This is a genomic window from Spirosoma fluminis (genome assembly GCF_054778895.1).
Window position 1 is genome coordinate 1 of sequence record NZ_BAAGZD010000004.1, and the last position, 16,354, is coordinate 16,354.

The 16,354-nt window shown below is 50.3% G+C and carries 16 protein-coding genes; 11 read left to right on the forward strand and 5 right to left on the reverse strand.

Annotated features, from left to right (window positions below; translation table 11 throughout):
- Positions 1-564 precede the first annotated feature (564 nt).
- Entirely contained in the window at positions 565-1,128 is a 564-nt protein-coding gene (locus tag ACYVBJ_RS05385; protein ID WP_460981272.1) for a hypothetical protein, read from the forward strand.
- Positions 1,129-1,345: 217 nt separating this feature from the next.
- Here ACYVBJ_RS05385 and ACYVBJ_RS05390 read toward each other — a convergent pair whose 3' ends face one another.
- Entirely contained in the window at positions 1,346-1,696 is a 351-nt protein-coding gene (locus ACYVBJ_RS05390; protein ID WP_460981273.1) for an SPW repeat domain-containing protein, read from the reverse strand.
- A 171-nt stretch (positions 1,697-1,867) separates the two neighbouring features.
- Positions 1,868-2,284 carry a hotdog fold thioesterase gene (locus tag ACYVBJ_RS05395; protein ID WP_460981274.1) on the reverse strand — a complete coding sequence of 139 codons (417 nt, stop codon included), beginning with the start codon at positions 2,282-2,284 and terminating at the stop codon, positions 1,868-1,870.
- 70 nt (positions 2,285-2,354) lie between these two features.
- Between ACYVBJ_RS05395 and ACYVBJ_RS05400 the strand changes: the two genes are divergently transcribed.
- The 4 genes from ACYVBJ_RS05400 (at position 2,355) to ACYVBJ_RS05415 (ending at position 5,921) form a co-directional block, all read left to right on the forward strand.
- Complete coding sequence (locus ACYVBJ_RS05400; RefSeq protein WP_460981275.1) at positions 2,355-2,990, forward strand: histidine phosphatase family protein; 636 nt, start codon at positions 2,355-2,357, stop codon at positions 2,988-2,990.
- Positions 2,991-3,136: 146 nt separating this feature from the next.
- The gene (locus ACYVBJ_RS05405) at positions 3,137-4,249 is read left to right on the forward strand and encodes a sensor histidine kinase (protein ID WP_460981276.1); all 1,113 of its coding nucleotides are present in this window, start codon (positions 3,137-3,139) and stop codon (positions 4,247-4,249) included.
- A gap of 53 nt (positions 4,250-4,302) precedes the next feature.
- On the forward strand, positions 4,303-5,037 hold the full coding sequence (locus ACYVBJ_RS05410) for a LytR/AlgR family response regulator transcription factor (RefSeq protein WP_460981277.1): 735 nt from the start codon (positions 4,303-4,305) through the stop codon (positions 5,035-5,037).
- Positions 5,038-5,123: 86 nt separating this feature from the next.
- Positions 5,124-5,921 (forward strand): DUF3298 and DUF4163 domain-containing protein, encoded by a 798-nt coding sequence (locus ACYVBJ_RS05415; protein ID WP_460981278.1) that lies wholly within the window; start codon positions 5,124-5,126, stop codon positions 5,919-5,921.
- 44 nt (positions 5,922-5,965) lie between these two features.
- Here ACYVBJ_RS05415 and ACYVBJ_RS05420 read toward each other — a convergent pair whose 3' ends face one another.
- A complete protein-coding gene (locus tag ACYVBJ_RS05420; RefSeq protein ID WP_460981279.1) occupies positions 5,966-7,348 on the reverse strand; it encodes a glycosyltransferase in 1,383 nt (460 codons plus the stop codon).
- A 150-nt stretch (positions 7,349-7,498) separates the two neighbouring features.
- Here ACYVBJ_RS05420 and ACYVBJ_RS05425 point away from each other — a divergent pair, with 150 nt between their 5' ends.
- From ACYVBJ_RS05425 to ACYVBJ_RS05435, 3 genes are all read left to right on the forward strand, one after another.
- Positions 7,499-9,016, forward strand: a complete 1,518-nt coding sequence (locus tag ACYVBJ_RS05425; protein ID WP_460981280.1) for a hypothetical protein — start codon at positions 7,499-7,501, stop codon at positions 9,014-9,016.
- Between the two features lie 72 nt (positions 9,017-9,088).
- Positions 9,089-10,579, forward strand: coding sequence for a hypothetical protein (locus tag ACYVBJ_RS05430; protein WP_460981281.1), 1,491 nt, complete (start codon positions 9,089-9,091; stop codon positions 10,577-10,579).
- On the forward strand, positions 10,576-10,866 hold the full coding sequence (locus ACYVBJ_RS05435) for a hypothetical protein (RefSeq protein WP_460981282.1): 291 nt from the start codon (positions 10,576-10,578) through the stop codon (positions 10,864-10,866). The genes ACYVBJ_RS05430 and ACYVBJ_RS05435 overlap by 4 nt, the downstream gene beginning before the upstream one ends.
- Positions 10,867-10,924: 58 nt before the next feature.
- On the opposite strand, the gene ald is transcribed toward ACYVBJ_RS05435, so the two are convergent.
- Complete coding sequence (ald, locus tag ACYVBJ_RS05440; protein ID WP_460981283.1) at positions 10,925-12,058, reverse strand: alanine dehydrogenase; 1,134 nt, start codon at positions 12,056-12,058, stop codon at positions 10,925-10,927.
- Between the two features lie 176 nt (positions 12,059-12,234).
- On the opposite strand from ald, the gene ACYVBJ_RS05445 reads away from it, so the two are divergent.
- Entirely contained in the window at positions 12,235-12,699 is a 465-nt protein-coding gene (locus ACYVBJ_RS05445) for an Lrp/AsnC family transcriptional regulator (RefSeq protein WP_460981284.1), read from the forward strand.
- Positions 12,700-12,779: 80 nt separating this feature from the next.
- Complete coding sequence (locus ACYVBJ_RS05450; RefSeq protein WP_460981285.1) at positions 12,780-13,361, forward strand: Uma2 family endonuclease; 582 nt, start codon at positions 12,780-12,782, stop codon at positions 13,359-13,361.
- 89 nt (positions 13,362-13,450) lie between these two features.
- Here ACYVBJ_RS05450 and ACYVBJ_RS05455 read toward each other — a convergent pair whose 3' ends face one another.
- A complete protein-coding gene (locus ACYVBJ_RS05455; protein ID WP_460981286.1) occupies positions 13,451-15,058 on the reverse strand; it encodes a catalase in 1,608 nt (535 codons plus the stop codon).
- 301 nt (positions 15,059-15,359) lie between these two features.
- Between ACYVBJ_RS05455 and ACYVBJ_RS05460 the strand changes: the two genes are divergently transcribed.
- A complete protein-coding gene (locus ACYVBJ_RS05460) occupies positions 15,360-16,325 on the forward strand; it encodes a Kelch repeat-containing protein (RefSeq protein ID WP_460981287.1) in 966 nt (321 codons plus the stop codon).
- Positions 16,326-16,354 lie beyond the last annotated feature (29 nt).

Consider the following 16,354-nt stretch of genomic DNA (forward strand, 5'->3'; position numbering starts at 1 on the left):
GGGAGTCAAAAACATGTTAAACAGGTTTGGCTAATAACACTACGGACTTTCCCGCGCTGGTGGCTCAAATCACAGTAGAATAACTGTTTTTAGAGTATTTTTCAAACCAGCTCAAACGTACTATAAGACTGATTATATAACAGATTGAGCACAAAAGATTTGACTTTAGTACCCCTGTTTGAGGGGTTGCTCTCTTTCCAGATTGAGGGAGTGGAAATAGATTTACATAACGAGTATGACTGTCGAACTGTCTCACTGGAGACGAATACACTAAAGCTTTCTTTCATACACAGGTCCACAAGCCAGCGTATCATAATCTTGTTTGAAGATGTCGTGCTTCGTGTTCTTTCGTTCGATCCAGGTGTCACCGATAGCACGCTAGACCTTTTTTATCGAGGTCGTTTTACAGAAGGCGAGAACGTGCTTTTAAGCCACGATCAGCAAGGGCGAAGCTACTTTTATCTCAGCTTCGATAAGGGGAGCGAAATTCAATTACTAGCTCGTAGTGCAAACGCTAGCCTAACATAACATCACTTATACAACAACCTTCTCAACAGAATTACCATGAAAAATCTTCTTTGGATAAGCTCGCTTACTCTCACTGTCTTTGTTCAATGTTCGTCGGACAAATCTGTCAGTCCTAAGATGGACAATGAGCAAGCTAGTATTCAACTCATGAAAGAGTTAGTGCCTCAGCTGACAGGCACATGGAGCATGAAACAGCTTCAGATTAAGTATCAAAACAGCACTTTCCAAAATGAACTTAAGATTAAGCGCGATACGACCTTAACCAGCTTTGCTACTCTTACGCTGGCGCGTGCTTTAGTACAAAATAACCCGACTCGTGATCGCTATAAGGGAACTATCCAATATGGGGTTAAAACCTATCCAATCCGGTTTGATTTGTTAGCGGGACCTTGGATTTTTAATCAGAAGGGTCCTAAAGCATATTTTTTGCTTGAGTATAACTTTCCAGTTGGCTACTCGGGTCCGACTGAGGAAGAGGCTTATTTTCTACAACAAATCGGTCTACTCTTAGAAACGTTTGCTCTCGATACTAGACCAGATGGAATGACTTGGCAGGGTTTGAACCGAGGCATCAACCAAGTCGATCTAGTCAAAAAATAGTATTCTTTCTATAGTGAAGAATTCATTGAAGTACAGTACTTATTGATTATTTCCCTTTATGTACTGGTAGTTATACAACAGGTCTAGGAATAGTACAAGGTTTGAATGAGTCTGAAATTTGGATTTATATATTATTCGTTTCGCACATACGCAACAAAGAAAACCGGGCGTCATCAATTTAAACCGCCTGGTGCATGAAAATTTATACTCTTCTCATTTATTTCTCTGGCGATTTCTGTGTCAGCAAGCCGGCACCGATGGCAAAAGCACCGAAAATTAGGTGCGGCACGTATACTTTTTTCGCGAAACCGAACAGCCAGGGCGCAGCCGCTAGCAAAACACCTTCGGCCACGTCTAATCCTAGATGCGCGGGCATCGGAATTTTACGCACTGCGCCTAATTCGTAATCGGTGAACAGCGAGGAGCCGAGGGCAGCACCACCCGCAGCTAATGGAACCCACTTGGCGGCTGGCTTATCGGCAAAGCCGAACAACCAGGGCGAAGCCAGGAATAGGGCACCACTCGCGTAATCTAAAATACCGTGAACGTTTGTCGGGATGAATCGCATAACGGTTGAGTTAGTTTGCTGTTATATACCTTATTGAATACTCAAATCGCTGACTCTTTATACAAAGAGTCAGCGATTTCTCTAGTGAAACAGTAGGTAAATGATTTTGTTTGGTTGCACAAGGCAGCGCTACGTTGTATTTATGCCTGAATACTTAGCCGTAGATGCCGGTTAAACCGTAATAATAGCCACAGTTAAGCGGCTTATGCACACCAGCTTATTGTCCTCGTCAGTAATGCGGATGTCCCAGATGTGCGTAGTGCGGCCAATGTGAATCGGCGTACACCGGCCGTACACCCAGCCACTCTTGACGGACCGGATGTGGTTGGCGTTGATTTCCAATCCTACCGCCCGTTGTTTGGTCGGGTCGTCGAGGAGCATGAACGATGCAACGCTGCCCAGCGACTCGGCCAGCACCACAGAAGCGCCACCGTGGAGTATGCCAAACGGTTGGTGCGTTCGCTTGTCGACGGGCATACGTCCTGTCAAATAGCCCTCGCCAGCCTCGGTAAATTCAATGCCGAGGTGCTTTACAATGGAGTCGGTATGGATGAAATCGAGATTGGATAGGTCAAAGCCAGCTTTCATAATGAGTGCGTTTTGCGTAATTTTGCGCTTCAAATTTGAGGTAAATTTGCCAATAGGCAACGCGATACGCTTGACACAAAAAACAATCTATTTAATTCGCCATGGTGAGACCGACTACAACCGGCGGGGCGTAGTGCAGGGCAGTGGCGTTGATTCGGATCTCAACGGTATGGGTCGGGCCCAGGCGATGGCTTTTTTTCAGGCCTATCAGCACGTTCCGTTCAGCAAAATCTATATCTCTGGCCTGAAGCGTACGTACCAGACGGCCGAACTATTTATAGAGCTGGGTATTCCGTATGAAAAGCTTACCGGCCTGAATGAGATCAGCTGGGGCGTAATGGAAGGCAAAGTACCCGGAAATCTGGACAATGAATATTATCGGAATCTGATCGAATCATGGTCGGCGGGAAACACGACCTTACCAACCGATGGCGGTGAAAGTCCCGAGCAGGTGGAAGCCCGTCAGCGGGAGGCTATCAATGCCCTACTCGCTCATCCTGAAGAAGAAACGGTTCTTGTGGCTATGCACGGCCGGGCAATGCGCATACTCTTGTGCTGGCTAACGAACCGGTCGCTGGCGGAGATGGATCAGTTTGAACACAGCAATCTTTGCCTGTATAAACTCCGTTACGAATACGAGACTGCTACGTTCACAATTGAGGTGGCCAACGATACGTCGCATCTGCTGTCGCTGGCCATTGCTTAGCAGGGCGTAGCTGCACGCGTCCGGTCAATGAGGGCCATCAGCCGATAATCCGTTTATAAGGCCATTGATACCGGATGACTGACAACTACTGACCAATTCTGTTATATTCGCTCATTGTCCGGTAGTGGGTATGGATAGGAATGGATATGTCTAAACAAAAAATATATTGGTTTTGTCAGTTATTCGGCTGGACTCTACTCATTCTGGTAGAGTATCTGGCTTATTTGCTCGAGTTCGGTTTTGATCCTGATACGCTGTATTTAGCCATTGCCAACATTTTTCTGGGCATAACGCTAACGCACCTGTACCGGCTTATGATTAAGCGCTGGAACTGGGTACGGCTACCGTTCTTCCGGTTAGCGCCCCGCGTACTGCTGTCGGTGCTCGTGCTGGCCCTGATTATGACCATGGTCAACCTGCCTATAGATCAGATTATTGTGCCGCAGTACATGGTCAATGAACCCTGGATTTTTTTTGGCTATTTGATGAGCTGGGGCAAATCGATGCTGGCGTGGGTGCTGAGCTACACGGCTTATCACTACGTTGAACAGTCCCGGAATGCGGAGATTGAAAAAATCCTGCTCAAAACCAGCATTCGCGAGACCGAAGCCAAGGTGTTACGTTCGCAGCTGAATCCGCATTTTGTGTTTAATGCGCTGAACAGTATCCGGGCACTGGTGTACGAGAATCCAACCAAAGCGCAGCAGAGCATCACCCAGCTCTCAAACCTGCTGCGGAACTCCCTGCTGGCCGACCGACGCAAGACGGTTGAACTGCGCGAGGAAATAAAAACGGTAGAAGATTACCTGGCCCTGGAGAAGGTGCGTTATGAAGATCGATTAACGTCCCGAATTGATCTGGATGGTCGAACGCTGTTCTGGCAGGTACCACCCATGATGCTGCAAACCTTGGTCGAAAATGCCATTAAGCACGGCGTATCGACGGCCGTTGGCGGGGGCTTCGTGGAAGTGAAGTCCACGCTCATTACGCAGCCCGATGGGTCTTCGGACAAGCTGCACATCACGATTCGAAACACGGGGGTTTTAGGCGATAAGGAAGCATCAGGTGGCTTTGGGTTGGCCAACACCGCCCAGCGGCTTGAACTGCTCTACGGCCCTGAAGCCCATTTTCAGATTTTGCAGGAAGACGACAGCCCGAACGAGGGGCCGGTCGTGTGCGCCGAAATCACTATTCCGTCGCAATCCGAAGGTATATTCCGACGAAGCCCGGAAGCCAAAGTAGTGAATGACTCCCGTTAACTCCCACGTACTAAAAACGTATCTTATTCGCATTGCATCTGTAATCCTTACGTATGAAAACCCTGATCATCGACGACGAACGCCTGGCCCGTAACGAACTGCGCCGACTTCTCGAAAACTTTCCTAAAATTCAGGTCATTGGCGAAGCCGCTAATGCCGACGAAGCGTTGCCCATGATCGAAGAGCTTGAGCCCGAATTGCTGTTTCTGGACATTCAGATGCCTGGAAAAAACGGCTTCGAGCTGCTGCAGTCCATCGAAGGAAAAACCCCCGAAGTGATTTTTACCACCGCTTTTGACGAATACGCCATTAAAGCGTTTGAGTTCAATGCGCTCGATTATCTGTTGAAGCCCGTCGAACTCGCCCGCCTGTCGGAAGCCATTCACCGGGTCGAAGAAGAGCAGCATGCCCAGGAACCATCCGGTACGACGCCGGGCTCATCCACGAAAATTCTGGGCGAAAATGACCAGGTATTCGTGAAGGACGGCGAAAAATGCTGGTTCGTTAAACTAGGTAAAGTGCGGCTGTTCGAGTCGATGGGCAACTACGTCCGGCTCTATTTCGACGATCAGAAACCGCTGGTGCTCAAGTCGCTGAATGCGCTCGAAGACCGGCTGAACCCGGCGACGTTTTTTCGGGCTAACCGCAAGCACATCATCAATCTGCAATGGATCGAGAAAATTGAGCCCTGGTTCAGCGGAGGACTGCTCGTTACGTTGCGCGGGGGCGATAAAATCGAAATAAGCCGTCGGCAGGCAATTCGGTTTAAAGATTTACTAAGTTTGTAGAAGCCAGTGCGGCATGCTGTTGACAAGGCCGTACTCTGCCTGAAGTCAACACACCTGACCTTCAGTAATACTTGGTCTTTTTCCGCATGAAGTCTCTGCTCGTCGCTATATCTGTTACGCTGTTTCTTATTGTTTTCGCCTGTCAATCAAGGCCTTCTGGTCCGCCTGTGCTGGAGCGTGAGCAGTACGCTTTCGCGGGCGCTTCCCGCTGTGACACCGCTACGAATACAGGAGTAGACGTAACGGTGTCGTATGTCTTGCTGAAAGATGAGTCAGCAATTGCCCTAAAAATAAACGATAGCCTGCGAGCGCTGGCCGTGGGTAGCGTAGTCAGCTGGCTCGATAGCGCCACTGTCGCCCAAAATCCGTCGGCGAAGACCAGCCTGGCCGAAGCCACTTCGCTGTTTGCCGCCGATTACGAAGCGATGCTGAAAGAAATGGGCGGATTGGGTGGCTGCTGGGAGCTTAAAACAACGGCTGATACGGTCTACGCCGGATCGAAAGCGTTGACAGTGAAGTACGAAACGTACGCTTACACGGGTGGAGCCCATCCCAATTCGAATCTGTCGTTTTACACGTTCGATCGTGAAACGGGCCGGTCGCTGGCCCTGAATGATATAGTGGCCGACACTACTGCCTTGCTGGGGGTAGTGGAAAAAGCATTCCGAAAGCAGCAGGAACTTCTGCCTCAGTACAATCTTGAGGAGCGGGGATACTTCCTGCGCGATGGCCGTTTTTTTCTACCCGCCAACGTTGGTCTGGCGGCCAAAGGAATGGTTTTTTACTACAACCCCTATGAAATTGCGGCCTACGCCGTCGGGCCAATTGAGGTGACTGTCCCCTACGAACAACTGAATGGCATACTCCGCGATAACTGGCGATAAGCTGTACAATACGTAGTATACTGTTCAATAGGAATGACCAGAGCCTAAACGAATTTAATTTTGTTCAGGGCAAAGAAGGTCATTTTGAGCAGGAGCCAGCCGTGTTTGAAGCGAGAGATGTTTGTTTCTCCGTACGTACGCGCCCGGTACCGGATCGGAATCTCCACAAATTTCAGATTCAGCTTAGCGGCTCCAAAGATCAAATCGAAATCGCCAAACGGATCGAAGTCGCCGAAGTAAGCACGGTTGGCAATCAGGCGTTGGTAATTGGCTTTCGATAATACTTTGGTACCGCATAACGTATCCTTAATACGTTGGTTGAGAAGCCACGAAAAGGCAATCGAAAAGAATTTGTTGCCGATCAGATTCAGCGTTCGCATGGCCTCTTTTTCCATGGGATATACCAGCCGCGTACCGTTGATGTATTCGCCTTTTCCGGTGGAGATGGCTTCGAAAAATTTGGGCAGATCTTCCGGTGGAACCGTCATGTCCGCGTCCAGAATCATCAGAATATCGCCCGTGGCCATACCAAATCCTTTTCGCACGGCATCACCTTTGCCTTTGCCATCCTGCTGTACGCATTTCAGGTCGCGCACATGGCTAAAGTTCCGGCAAATGCGTTGAATTTCGGACCAGGTGTCGTCAGTGGAGTTACCCTCCACAAAAATCAATTCCGTGTGCTTACCCATCTGAGGGGTGCGCTGCACAATGGCTTCTATATTGCCTTTTTCGTTGCGGGCCGGAACAATTACGCTTACGCTGTGTTCGTGGGCAGGTCTTAATCTGCGAACGCTACGTGCCACGATGAAAGTGAATAAGCCCAATCGGTTGAACAAAGGCAGATTGACAATGTAGCGGTTCAAAAGCCAGGATAAAATTGGGATGTAGTACGGTAAGAGAACCTTACGGCCTGTGCGAACCACATCTAAATCGGCGATTTCAAGGAGATTGACAATATCATTCCGGTCGAGCCAGTTCTGCCGCTGCTCGGGCATTTTCAGCCGGACAGCTTCGGCCAGGTTAAGCGCGGGGGTCCAGAGGAAATTTTTGTAAGTAATGATAATCCGGGTGTCGGCGTGGCACACCTTGTGAAGTTGCGCCAGTACCTGCTGTACATCATCGAAGGCACCAATGGTATCGCTGATGACTACGTAATCGAATACCTCGCCGTTAACGAATAACTCTTTGGCATCTGAAACATAGAAGCTGTAGTGGGGGTACTTCTGCTGGGCATGCGTAATAAAATCGCTGTTTACATCGATACCTACTCCCCGCGATGGATGAAGCTGGTCAAGGACGTATCCTGTGCCGCAGCCGATCTCCAGAACAGAGCTATTTTTTGGGATATTGTAATGAAGAAAATTAAGTAAGCAACGGTAATAGTATTGGTTACGGCGAATCCAACGATCGCGTTCGGGACCACTCATGCGTTCAAATAAATGTAAAAGTCAGACTATATGCTTTTGGGTAAGTACATTGCAATTTTATAAAAAAGACGACCCAATCGAATGGCCGGGCTCAGTTTTCGGTGAAAAAACCGAAAACTACTATGTTTGCGTTTTGTAATGTACCCATTCATGTTCCGTTCAACTTATTGGATTTGCCTGGCTTTACTCGGACTGTTCGTATTTAAAATCCTGCGCTTCCAAACGCTGAGCTATACGTTTAACGACATGTACGCCTTCATTCAGATGTCTCACAGCTGGATGGACGGACGTCCGTTTATGTATGAGAACATCTGGGGCTATCACCACAACATTCATAATTACTATACCGTACTGCTGTGGGGACCTTTGTGCCATTTTTTCGGCGCATACGGTCTGTTTGCTGCACAAACCGGCTTGTTGCTGATTAGCTACGCCTGGGTAAACCAACGACTGAACCAACGGGAAGCACCCAACTGGACACGGGGGGCCGTATTGCTCGTTATTCTGCTGGGCCCCATTACGTTCTGGCTGAACGACCATCCGAACATCGGCTGGCATACCGAGTTAACGTATCTTCCGTTCGCTCTGCTGTTTGCGCTGACCCTCAGCGGGAAAAAGCCGTGGGCGGCCGTTGTGGCAGGCGTAGCCATTGCACTGGTGAAAGAAGACGGGGCGGTAGTGGGAGCGCTCATTCATCTGACTTTCGACCGGCTTCGGTACGTTCGCCAACGGGCCGACTGGTCGCTGGGGGGCTGGCTGGGCAGGCGTCAGATTTGGTTTATTGCCATTGGGTGGACTCTGGTATTTGTGGCCGGCATGGTCTGGCTTGGCTACAAAAACGATTTTGCCGAACCTCGTTTGCAGGTTGCCCTTAAGTTGATTCATGATAACGTATACAGTAAAGCGTTTTGGGACCAGACGCTTCGCCTGATCGGCAAATCGCTGTTGCTGCTGCTCCCTGTCATCTTGGTTTTAACGGGCCTGGTCAGGCAACTGCCAGGACGCCCGCAGGTGCAGCTTCTATTGATGTGGGGCATAGGAATTGGTGTGCTGACGATCCTGAACTTCGTGCAGAGTTCGCACTATTACGATCAGCCCTTATTTTACCTGGTGTCCTTAACATGGCCACCCCGTTTTGTGCTGGTATGGGCGTTTTCGGGCGCTTTTCTGGTGCTGCTGCTGGATGAGTTTGCCGATCGGTTCAGGCCTATGCCGCTGGCCAGAGCCTGGGTGTTGGGAGGGCTGCTGTTTTTGATTCAACTGCCCGTGCTGGACCTTGTCCGGCCCGATTTTATAGCCGCCCGCGACTGGATCGCCACCATGCTCGGCCAGTACAGCCCTTATAAAAACCGGGTCTATTTACAGCCAGAGGACATTGCTTCGGTAAAGTGCCTGGCGGACAAACTGCCGAACCAGGCTAACGTTTTCGCGTTTGACTACGTAGTGCCTTATTTTCATCGGCAGTATGAGATCTGGCCAACGGGGAAACAATATCGACCGGCGGATGTGGCGGTGCTGCCTATCGACGACCCACAGCAGTTACGAAGTCGGTTGCCCATGCGCCGACCGTATCAGATTATTCGGTTAAAAGCGTACAACATATATGCCGCAGCGGGGTATGAGCAACTGGCCCGGCAGTGTATTCCGGCTGGCAAGCCTAACGACTAGCCCGGCTCAAGAATGGTAGAAGCAAAATTTTCCGAGACTGGACTAAGGTCAGGATGGAGGGATGTTACGTTGATGAGCAGCTTCCTTCTGCTCTTATTTCTCGCCTTTAAGGTGGTTCGTTTTCAGGCGCTGTACTACGTATTTAACGACATGTACATCTTCCTTCAGGAGTCATGCAGCTGGATGGACGGGCGACCACTATTATACGAAAATATCTGGGGCTACGATGATCGCATTCATAACAACTACGGGCTGCTCTTATGGGGACCGCTGATTTACGTATGGGGTGCCTATGGCGCATTTGCCGTTCAGATTGGGTTGTACCTATTGAGCTATCTGTGGCTTTTCAGACAGCTGCCCCGCACATTGCCTGCCTGGGTTGCGTGGACGCTGCTGGGTACCGTTTTGCTGGGGCCAGTCTGGTTCTGGTTTAACGACCATCCCGGCATCGGCTGGCACCCTGAACTGACGTACCTGCCGTTGTCGATCCTGTTCATACTGGCCCTGCACAGCGGACGGACCGTTTACATCCTGATAACTGGGGGACTGATAGTACTGGTCAAAGAAGATGGGGCCTTGCTGGGCGGCATAATCCATCTGGCGTATAGTTGTCTGCGCTACCTGAAAAACAACCCGTTACGTTCCGTTTTTGGGGTGGTAGCCTGCTCGCAGTTCTGGTTGATTCTGTTGATCTGGGCTGGCCTGTTTATAGCGGGCATGGCATTTTTGGCCTACAAGAATCACTCCACCGCTCCTGAGCCCCGTTTGCAGCAGGCCTTAAACGCCATTACGCAGAGCATACACCAAAAAGCCTTTATTCAGATTCACCTCCGATTTCTGGGTCATACGCTGCTGTTGCTGCTGCCGTCGTTTGTGCTGGCCCTGTATCTGGCCTGGCGATTCAAAGTCAACCAACTAGGGTCTGTTACCCTTGTGTATGCGGTGGCTCAGTTTGTGCTGCTGCTGTCGAACCTTGTGCAGGGCGCTACGTATTATGGCACGAATCCCTTGTTTTACCTGGTGTCGGTAACGTGGCCCCCCCGTTTTGTACTGGCCTATGCGTTTAGTACCTGTTACGTAGTAGCCATCATACTCATCGCCGGTCGGGAGATGCGGCCGGTGGCAGGTTGGCAGCCCATTGCCCTTGCGCTGGGTTTATTCCTGATCCAGATACCCATCGTACCGTACGCCCGGCCCGACTTTACGTGGTCGGCGGTACTTTTGGGAACGTTTCAGCACCGGTTTGATCCCTATAAAGAGCCTATGCTCCCCGAAGCGGATGTCGCGGTTGTTGCGCGGCTCGCCAAGGTTATTCCTCCGCGTTCCAACGTGTTTGTGTTCGATTACTTAACGCCTTTCTTTCATACACACTACAACATCTGGCCGACCGAAAAACATTGGGAAAAGGCAGATCTGGCGATTATACCGAACAATGATTTTCAGAACCTGGGCAGTCGGTTTCCACGAGTGATGAAGCAGCCCCTGCACAGGCGTCGGCTGAAGACCTATACTGTGTATGTTACACCCGCGTACCAACCTTATTTAAACCAGCTACAAGAATGACACTTCAGGAATTTACGGCTACGCTGAATCAGGTTCAGCCACCAGCGGATGTACATCCGGTCGTTCAGGCGCTCTGGTACGATGCAAAGGGCAATTGGGGGCAGGCCCATGAGATTGCCCAAAGCCGGGAAGGGGACCAGCCCTACGATCGGCTGCATGCGTATCTGCACCGCAAGGAAGGTGACCGCTTCAACGCAAACTACTGGTACCGCCGGGCCGGGGTTACATTTTTTGCCGGATCGCTGGAAGCCGAGTGGAGCGAGCTGGTTCAGCAAAACCTGGCCTGACAAAAAAAGCCGCACCCCAAAGGGTGCGGCCTACGTCTGTCGATGAATTAGTAATGATTTATTGAGCGAGTTCCTGCGGGGTCAATACCTCGCTGACATCTGTTAACGGTAAATCGAAAGCCTCGGCAACGCCTTTGTAGACAACCTTGCCATCCACTACGTTGAGGCCCAGTTTCAGGTCCTGATTGTCGCGGCAGGCTTGCTGCCAGCCTTTGTTCGCCAGTTGAAGGGCGTATGGCAACGTAGCGTTGGTGAGTGCCACCGTGCTGGTGTATGGCACCGCACCTGGCATGTTGGCCACGCAGTAGTGAACCACGCCGTCGATGATAAATGTCGGATTTTCGTGCGTAGTTGGGCTGCACGTTTCAATGCAACCGCCCTGGTCAACCGCTACGTCAACGAGTACTGTACCCGACCGCATCAGTTTCAGCATTTCGCGCGTGATGAGGTGCGGAGCTTTAGCACCGGGAATAAGTACGGCTCCAACGATCAGATCGCAGACCTTTATCATTTCCCGGATGTTGTACTCGTTCGACATCATCGTCTGCACGTTTGGCGGCATGATGTCGGACAGGTAGCGTAAACGGGGCAGACTTACGTCCATGATGGTAACGTGAGCGCCCAGACCAGCGGCCATTTTAGCCGCCTGTGTCCCTACAATACCCCCACCGAGAATCAGGACGTTTGCCGGTTTCACACCCGGTACACCGCCCAGCAGAATCCCCCGGCCTTTCAGCGGTTTTTCCAGATACTTGGCTCCTTCCTGAATGGCCATACGACCGGCTACTTCAGACATCGGTACCAGCAGAGGCAGACTGCGATCGGGCCGTTCTACGGTTTCGTAGGCCAGACAAACGGCACCTTTGGCGAGCATTGCCCGGGTTAATTCTTCCGAAGAAGCGAAGTGGAAATACGTAAATAAAAGCTGATCTTCTTTGATAAGGTCATACTCGGCCGCGATGGGCTCTTTCACCTTCATGATCATCTCGGCAATGACGTATACCTCCTCGATGGTCGGTAGCATAATCGCCCCAGCCGTAATGTATTCTTCATCTTCGAAACCGCTGCCTTCGCCTGCGTTAACCTGAACGTATACGGTATGACCGTATTTCCGCAGTTCAGTTACACCCGCCGGGGTCAGCGCAACGCGGTTTTCGTTATTTTTTATCTCTTTGGGAACACCAACTACCATACCGTGAAAAAGCGATGAAGTGACAATTGCACCTAATCTTACAAAGCTACGTTCAGCGTATTTATTTTCTAATACATGGCGATTATTTGGGAAATGTAGAATAGTAAACTAACTTTTTAGCGGAAAATAGTCTACCATCGATTCGTACGCGGTTCAAATACCGTAAAAATTCCGTTATGGAAATTTTAGATGCCACTGATCGTAAGATTCTGCGCCTGCTACAGCATAATGCCCACCTTACAATTCAGGAAATCGGGCAGCGCATCAACCTCTCGAAAACACCGGTTCATGAGCGGATCAAGCGGCTCGAGCGCGAAGGAATTATTGAGCGCTACGTAACCATCCTGGATAAGAAAAAGCTCGGGAACGCACTGGTAGTGTATTGCCAGGTGACGCTCGACAAGCAAACTCGTGATACGTTTGCTGACTTTGATGCAGCCGTGCGCGAACTCCCTGAGGTGCTGGAATGCAATCGGGTGTCTGGTACGTTCGATTACCTGATCAAGATCGTCAGCCGCGATATGGAGACGTATAACCGGTTTTATCAGGAGCAACTGTCGGCCATTCCGGGGACACTGCACATCAGCAGTTTCTTCGTGATGGATGAAGTGAAAAATTCAACGGTTTTACCGATCGTTTAACAGTTGCATGAAGCCATATATCCCTGACTATGAGCCGTTTATTCGCTAGCTTTGTTATCCTGTGCAAATAATAATCAGTTATGCAACTCCCCTTGTACATACCCCAACGCGAACGTTTTAGCGACGAGAAGTTAGTTAGGTTTTGTCTGGCTAACCCAGAGTTGAATATTGAACGTGACGAAAACGGTGTTCTCTATATTGATACGTCTCCGACCCACCTGTTAACTAGCTCTAACAACAGTGAATTGAATACTGAAATTGTTATCTGGAATCGCAAAACCAGAGCGGGTAAAGTCATTGACTCGAACGGTGGTTTCTTTTTGCGTGACAAGTCGATGCGGGCTCCGGATGTTGCCTGGATAAGTCGTGAACGATGGGAGGCATTAAGTAGACAGGAAAAGCACTCCTTTCCGCATTTGGCCCCCGACTTTGTGCTGGAACTAGAGTCGGATACGGACAACATAAACGAGCTGAAGATCAAAATGAAAAAGTGGCTGACGAACGGCGTTCGATTAGCCTGGCTGGTATCGACCCGTGAACAGCAGACGTATGTATATCGGCCCGGGCAGGAAGTCGAACAAGAAAGTTTCAGTGAAAAACTGGACGGAGCTGATGTGTTAATCGGATTTGAAACCGTATTGGCAGAAATCCTAGAATTTTGATCTGATTGGTAAGCAAATATTGGTGCACTGCTGAATAACAAAAAAGCCTTCATACGTAGCATGAAGGCTTTTTTGTGTATGGAAATCGCTTAATACGGTTGTGCCGGATGCGATTCCTGCTCGGCTTGCTGCACGCCTTCTTCGGTCATGGTTGCACCGGATGGAGCGCCTACTTCACCTATATTTTTCGTAGCATTTCTCAAACCTTCTGCTACGCGCCGACCGTAATCCGCATCAGCCTTGGTAAAGTTCTCGATCATTTTATCCTGAATCACTTTATTGGCATTGGCCAGGGTGTTCACAAGATTGTTAATCAGATCTTCCCGTTCCCACTCTTCGAAGTTGCGGTACGTTTCACCGGCCTGCTTGAAGTCGTTCGTTCTGTCAATCTTCTGACGAACCAGCTTGGCATTGTACTCGGGCTCGTAATCTTTACCGGCTTTGGGGGCTTCTTTCAACCCGCCCAGGCTCGATGGCTCATAGTTGATGTGCGGATTCAGGCCGGGAACCAAGTCCTGGTGATAGGCCATCTGACCATCACGCTGGTTGGTCGCTACGTTGACTTTTGGCGCATTGATCGGCAGTTGCAGATAATTAGTGCCAACGCGGTAGCGCTGCGTATCGCTGTAGGAGAACGTACGACCCTGCAGCATTTTGTCGTCGGAGAAGTCCAGTCCGTCCACCAGTACACCGGTACCGAAAGCCGACTGTTCCACTTCGGCGAAATAGTTCACGGGGTTCCGGTTCAGCGTCATTTTACCAACCGGCAGCCAGGGGAACTGCTCCTTCGGCCAAAGCTTTGTGTCGTCTAGCGGATCAAAATCGAGTTCCGGATGGTCGTGATCCTCCAAGATTTGTACAAACAATTCCCACTGCGGATAATCACCTCGTTCGATGGCTTCGTACAGGTCCTGCGTGGCGTGGTTGAAGTTTTTGGCCTGGATTTCCGAAGCCTGAGCCTGCGTCAGGTTCCGGATGCCTTGCAGCGGCTCCCAGTGGTATTTTATCAAAACGGCCACACCATCTTTGTTCACCCATTTGTAGGTGTTTACCCCTGAACCCTGCATTTGGCGATAGTTGGCCGGAATACCCCATGGCGAGAACAGAAACGTTGCCATGTGGGTCGATTCGGGAGTATTGGCAATGAAATCAAAAATTCGCTCACCGCTTTGAATGTTGGTGACCGGATCGGGCTTCTGCGAGTGGATCAGATCCGGGAATTTTAGGGCATCGCGAATAAAGAATATTTTCAGGTTGTTGCCGACAAGATCCCAGTTGCCGTCTTCGGTATAGAACTTCACCGCAAAGCCACGGGGGTCCCGCAAAGTCTCCGGAGAGTGGCCGCCATGACCAACAGTAGAAAAGCGAACAAAGACCGGGGTTTGTTTTCCCTTTTCCTGAAACAACTTGGCTCTTGTGTATTTTGAAATCGGCTCGTCGCCTACAGTGCCATAGGCTTCAAACACACCGTGTGCACCGGCACCACGGGCATGTACTACCCGTTCCGGCACCCGCTCCCTGTCGAAATGCGACATTTTTTCAAGGAACTGGTAGTTCTCTAAGGTTGCCGGACCGCGATTGCCAACAGTACGAAGGTTTTGGTTGTCGGTTACGGGATGGCCCTGCCGGGTGGTTAGGGTCTGATCAGCTGCAGGCTGTTGCCCGTGTTGACCATTGCCATTGTTGTTATTTTCCATAACATCACTAGATAAAGTTGATAAGAGTTTAACGGGCAATGTACTAAATGGTTCGTCATCCCGCTGATAAATTTTTTCTATCACGTATCGACGCCAGCGGCTAAAATCAGGTCATCAGACTGGTATGCGTGAATCGGTTGTAAGTGCTGAATCCGCTGAATTTAGCTTTCTGACGACCTTATGTATACGTATTGCGAATAACACATTTGAGTAGGTCAGCGCTGGAAACTGTCTTTCTATTTCTTGAAGCGTACGCCAGCGCCACCGAAAGCAGGCATCTTATCACTTCCCTTTTATTTGTATGAAACTGAATCTGCTTTTTAGCCTGGGGCTGATTGGCTGTGGCCTGACCGCCCAAGCTCAAAGGTGGCAGCCCCAGCCAACCCGTAACACCTGTTCTACCCGGCACGAAAACGCAGCGGCCCTGGTGGGCTACAGCCTGTACGCCATTGGTGGCCGAGGCATGAAACCCCTGGAAGCGCTTAACCTGAAAACATTAACTTGGCGAACATTACCCGTTCCGCCTGTTGAGATGAATCATTTTCAGGCGATTACCTACAATGGCGAGATTTACGTACTGGGTGCCTTCCAAGGCAAGTATCCTCACGAAACACCAATTCCGAACATCTATATCTATAATCCTAAACAGGGAGCCTGGCGGGTAGGGCCGGAAATCCCTAAAGAACGGCTGCGGGGTTCGGCGGGGGTAGTGGTCTACAACAATAAAGTTTACATGGCCTGTGGCATCACCGACGGTCATTACGATGGACACGTAGCGTGGCTGGATGAATATGATCCGAAAACCAACACCTGGAAACGCCTGCCGGATGCGCCCCGCACCCGCGATCACATCAGTGCGGCCGTAGTCGATGATAAGCTGTATCTGGCCGGAGGTCGTAACTCGACGGCCCGAATCAACAAGGTGCTCGAAACGACAATCGCGGAGGTCGATGTGTATGACTTCAAGACCGGACGCTGGGAAACCTTACCCGCCAGCTCGAACATCCCAACCCAGCGGGCAGGTGCTACGGCCGTTACGCAGGGCGGCAAGGTCTGGATCATTGGCGGAGAAACGACGCAACTTCTGGCCCATAACGAAGCCGAAACCCTCGACCCGAAAACCGGGCGCTGGGCGGCCGGACCTAAATTGAACATCGGTCGACATGGTACGCAGGCCGTGGTGTACGACGGGAAAATCTATATCGTTGCCGGCTCGGCTAACCACGGCGGAGGGCCAGAACTGAATACCGTGGAAGTCATGAAATAAGCCAGTTTTTCTTATCGCAGCGGCTGAAT